General features: G+C 70.4%; 4 protein-coding genes. 2 read left to right on the forward strand and 2 right to left on the reverse strand.

The window, feature by feature from the left end:
• Together G6022_RS14575 and G6022_RS14580 are read right to left on the reverse strand one after the other, a co-directional pair.
• Positions 1-524 (reverse strand): ATP-binding cassette domain-containing protein (locus G6022_RS14575; protein ID WP_182691849.1); only part of this gene is annotated, 524 nt, incomplete at its 3' end.
• A gap of 12 nt (positions 525-536) precedes the next feature.
• Positions 537-1,424, reverse strand: coding sequence for an ABC transporter permease (locus tag G6022_RS14580; protein WP_182639671.1), 888 nt, complete (start codon positions 1,422-1,424; stop codon positions 537-539).
• Between the two features lie 66 nt (positions 1,425-1,490).
• Here G6022_RS14580 and G6022_RS14585 point away from each other — a divergent pair, with 66 nt between their 5' ends.
• Together G6022_RS14585 and G6022_RS14590 are read left to right on the forward strand one after the other, a co-directional pair.
• Positions 1,491-2,507 (forward strand): NADP-dependent oxidoreductase, encoded by a 1,017-nt coding sequence (locus G6022_RS14585; protein ID WP_182639670.1) that lies wholly within the window; start codon positions 1,491-1,493, stop codon positions 2,505-2,507.
• Between the two features lie 49 nt (positions 2,508-2,556).
• Positions 2,557-3,812: polysaccharide pyruvyl transferase family protein (locus tag G6022_RS14590; RefSeq protein ID WP_182691850.1), on the forward strand; the 1,256-nt coding region annotated here is incomplete at its 3' end.

The raw sequence follows: 3,812 nt of genomic DNA on the forward strand, positions 1-3,812 counted from the left end.
ACCACGCCCATCGCCAACCGGACGCGCATGCCGGTCGAGTAGGTGCGCAGCGGCATGTCCAGGTAATCGCCGAGCTCGGTGAAGTCCGCGATCTCCTCGATCTTGGCCTTCATCTGTTTGCGGGTCTGGCCCAGGAACAGGCCACGGATGATGATGTTCTCGTACCCGGTGATCTCCGGGTCCATACCCACACCCAGGTCGAACACCGGCGCCACACGACCCCTGATCCGGGCGGCGCCGCGGGTGGGCTCGTAGATTCCGGACAGCAACCGCAGCAGCGTGGACTTGCCGGCACCGTTGTGCCCGACCAGCCCGATGCGGTCCCCCTCGCGGAGGGAGAGGGTGATGTCCTTCAGGGCCTCGACGACGACGACGTTGGACGAGTTCCGGCCGATCGCGCCTCCGGCGGAGCCGAGGACCGCCTTCTTGAGGGAGCGCGATTTGGCGTCGAAGATCGGGAAGTCCACGCACGCGTCCACACAGTCGATGGACACGCCGCCGGGGGTGGGTGTGGCGGGGCTCATGGGATATACCTCCTACACCCAGTACGGGACTCGGGAGCGGAACCGGCGCAGTGCGACAAAGGCGAGGATGAGCCCCACGGCCGTGCAGGCCAGGACGATCCACCAGTGGTACGCGGCGACGGGCTGGCCCAGCATGGGGGCGCGGACGATCTCCAGGTAGTGGTAGAGCGGGTTGAGCTCGGCGATGCGGGCGCGGTCGGCGATCTCCCCGCCCTGCTCGTACAGCGTCTGCGTGGTCCACACGATGGGGGTCATGTAGAACAGCAGCTGAACCATGGAGTCCAGCAGGGGCGCGATGTCGCGGAAGCGGGTGGCCAGGATGCCGAACAGCATCGCCACCCAGACGCCGTTGACCATGAGCACCGCCAGGCCCAACACGGCCAGCAGCAGGTCCCATCCCAGCGGCCGCGGATAGATGAGCATCAGCACGACCCAGATCACCAGGTTGTGGCACAGGAACAGGAACTGCCGCCACACCAGCCGGTAGACGTGGACGCTGAGCGCGCTGGGCAACTGCTTGATCAGGCCCTCGTTGGAGATGAAGACCTCCGAGCCCTCCTTGATGCAGCCGGAGATGAAGCCCCAGAGGATCAGACCCACGGTGACGTGCGGGAGGAACTCCGCCAACGGGATCTGGAAGAGGATCGAGTACAGCAGCCCCAACGCCGTGGCCATGACGCCGGTGGCGATGGTGATCCACAGCGGCCCCAGTGTGGAGCGGCGGTAGCGCTGCTTGATGTCCTGCCAGCCCAGCGAGAGCCAGAGCTCACGCTGGCCCAGCCCCTGGCGAAGGTCGGCCACGGCCCGGCGGAAGGTGTGGGAGTCGCTGACGATCTCACTGCGGACGCGCTCGTCGGGGAGCGTCGCCGAAGCGGGGTCGGGAGTGGGCTGGTCCTGCACGAAGGCGAAGCCTACTAGAGGTGTGGCCGGTGGCAGCCCCGCAGACAGGGCGCGTACACATGAGTGATGACGACCAGTACCCAGATCCAGCTCGTCAGCCGCCCCCGCGGCTGGCCGACCCATGACGACTTCCGCACCGTCGTCGTCGACCTCCCCGCGATCGCCGAGGGCGAGGTGCGCGTGGCCAACGAGTACCTCTCCGTCGACCCCTACATGCGGGGCCGGATGAACGAGGGCCGCTCCTACATCCCGCCGTTCGAGCTGAACGAGACGATGACCGGCGGCGCCGTCGGGCGTGTCGTGGAGTCCCGCTCCGACGCCCACCCGGTCGGCGCGGTCGTGATGCACGACCTCGGCTGGCGGGACGTCGCCCAGGGCGACGGCCGGCAGTTCCGGGTGGTGCAGGAGATCGAGGGCGTTCCCGTCTCGGCGTACCTGGGGATCCTCGGGACCACGGGCCTCACGGCCTACGTGGGGCTCCTGCACATCGGGCGGTTCCAGAAGGGCGAGTCCGTCTTCGTCTCCGGCGCGGCCGGTTCCGTCGGGTCGGCCGTCGGGCAGATCGCCCGGCTCATGGGCGCCTCGAAGGTCGTCGGCTCGGCCGGGAGTGCGGAGAAGGTCGACAAGGCCACCTCGAGCTACGGATTCGACTCCGCGATCAATTACAAGGACGGACCGGTCCGCACGCTGCTGCGCGAGCACTTCGGTCGCGAGAACGGGGAGGGCATCGACGTCTACTTCGACAACGTCGGCGGCGACCACCTCGAGGCCGCGCTGGACCTGATGAACGACGACGGTCGCCTGGCCCTGTGCGGCGCGATCAGCTCCTACAACGCCACCGAGCGCTCGCCCGGCCCGGACAACATGTGGCACGCCATCACCCGCGGGCTCACCCTGCAGGGCTTCACCGTGAACAAGTACATGCACCTGTTCAAGGAGTTCGCGGAGAAGGTCGGGCCGTGGGTGGCCTCGGGCGAGGTCGTCTTCGACGAGACCGTGGTCGAGGGCATCGACAACTCCGTCGACGCGTTCCTCGACCTCATGCGCGGGGCGAACGTGGGGAAGATGCTGGTCAAGATCTGATCAGCGGGGTCGGCCCGGGCGCGACCCCACCGTGGGGCAGGGTGGACCCATGACGTCGACTCCTCGAGCCGCGCCCGCCTCCCGCCTGCGACGACGGGCCCGCCGTCGGCTCGACGCCACGAGGGCGGCCGCGGACGCGCGCTGGGGTCGACCCCGGGAGGTCCACCGTCCCGTCTACCTCATCGCCCCGGCCGGCCACCCCAACCACGGCGACGAGCAACTGCTGGCGGGGTGGCTGCGGTACCTCCGTCACCGGCTGCCCGGCACCCCCGTGGTGGTGGACTGCCACACCCCGGGGCAGGCGGCGGTCCTCCATCACGGCGAGCACCCGGACGTCCTGTTCACCGACACGCTGTGGCGCCTGGCAGGGGAACACACGGGCGCGGTGGAGGCCATCGGGTTCTGTCGCTCCGCCGTGGGCGACCTCGGGGTGCGACCCGCGCTCGCGTCGGGCATCGACCTGCTGCGCAGCGCGTCGGTCGTGCACCTGATCGGCGGCGGGTACGTCAACGACCTGTGGCCGCACCACCTCGGCGTGGTCGCCGCGGCGGGAGAGGCGGGCCGGCTGAGTGGGGCGCACGTGGTGGCCACGGGCCAGGGGTTCGTGCCGTGCGAGGACCCCGGGCTGTTGGCGGAGGCGTTGCGGGACCACCACCTGGTCACCGTCCGCGACGCGGCCTCCTCCGCGCTCCTCGAGGGCACGGGGGTGCCCGTCCGCCACGTGGCCGACGACGGGTGGCTGGCGCTGTCCTGCGCGGGGGGTGTGGAGGCCGGTGACCACCCCGTCTTCTCCCCCGATCCGGACACCTGCCGCGATCTGGTGGTGTGTGCCCAGTCCGACCTTGTCGAGCCGGAGGTGCTCGCCGACACCCTCGGGCGGGTCCTCGCCGCGTGGGCGGTGCCGGGGGAGCGGATCACCGTGGTCGAGTCGATCCCCGGTGGGGACCGGGTGGTGTGGGACATGGTGTGTGACCGCGCCGAGTCCGCGTCCGGCGCCGGTGGTGACGACGACGAGGTGGGTCGCGCCCTGGCGGCCCTGCAGCTGCCCCGCGCGCGCTTCGTGCCGTTCCAGGAACTGTGGTCCACGGGACTGCCCGCCCGGCCCGGGCAGGTCTGGCTGACCAGCCGCTTCCACCCCCATCTCTTCGCGGCGGCCCGTGGGGCCTCGGGTGTGGCCCTGCGGACGGGATCGGATTTCTACGACGTCAAGCACGGGTCGCTGCTGGCCGCCGGGTCGCCGTGGTGGTCGGTGAGAGCCGGGGAGTCGCCGGGGGCGGGGGCCGCGGGTGCCCAGGACCCCGGCGC

It is taken from the genome of Dietzia sp. Cai40, from assembly GCF_014145165.1.
Taxonomy (GTDB): Bacteria; Actinomycetota; Actinomycetes; order Mycobacteriales; family Mycobacteriaceae; genus Dietzia; species Dietzia natronolimnaea.

What these genes read in the sequence shown, in the direction of transcription:
- G6022_RS14585 (WP_182639670.1), top strand. Translation starts at nt 1,491, where the DNA reads ATGACGACCAGTACCCAGATCCAGCTCGTCAGCCGCCCCCGCGGCTGG.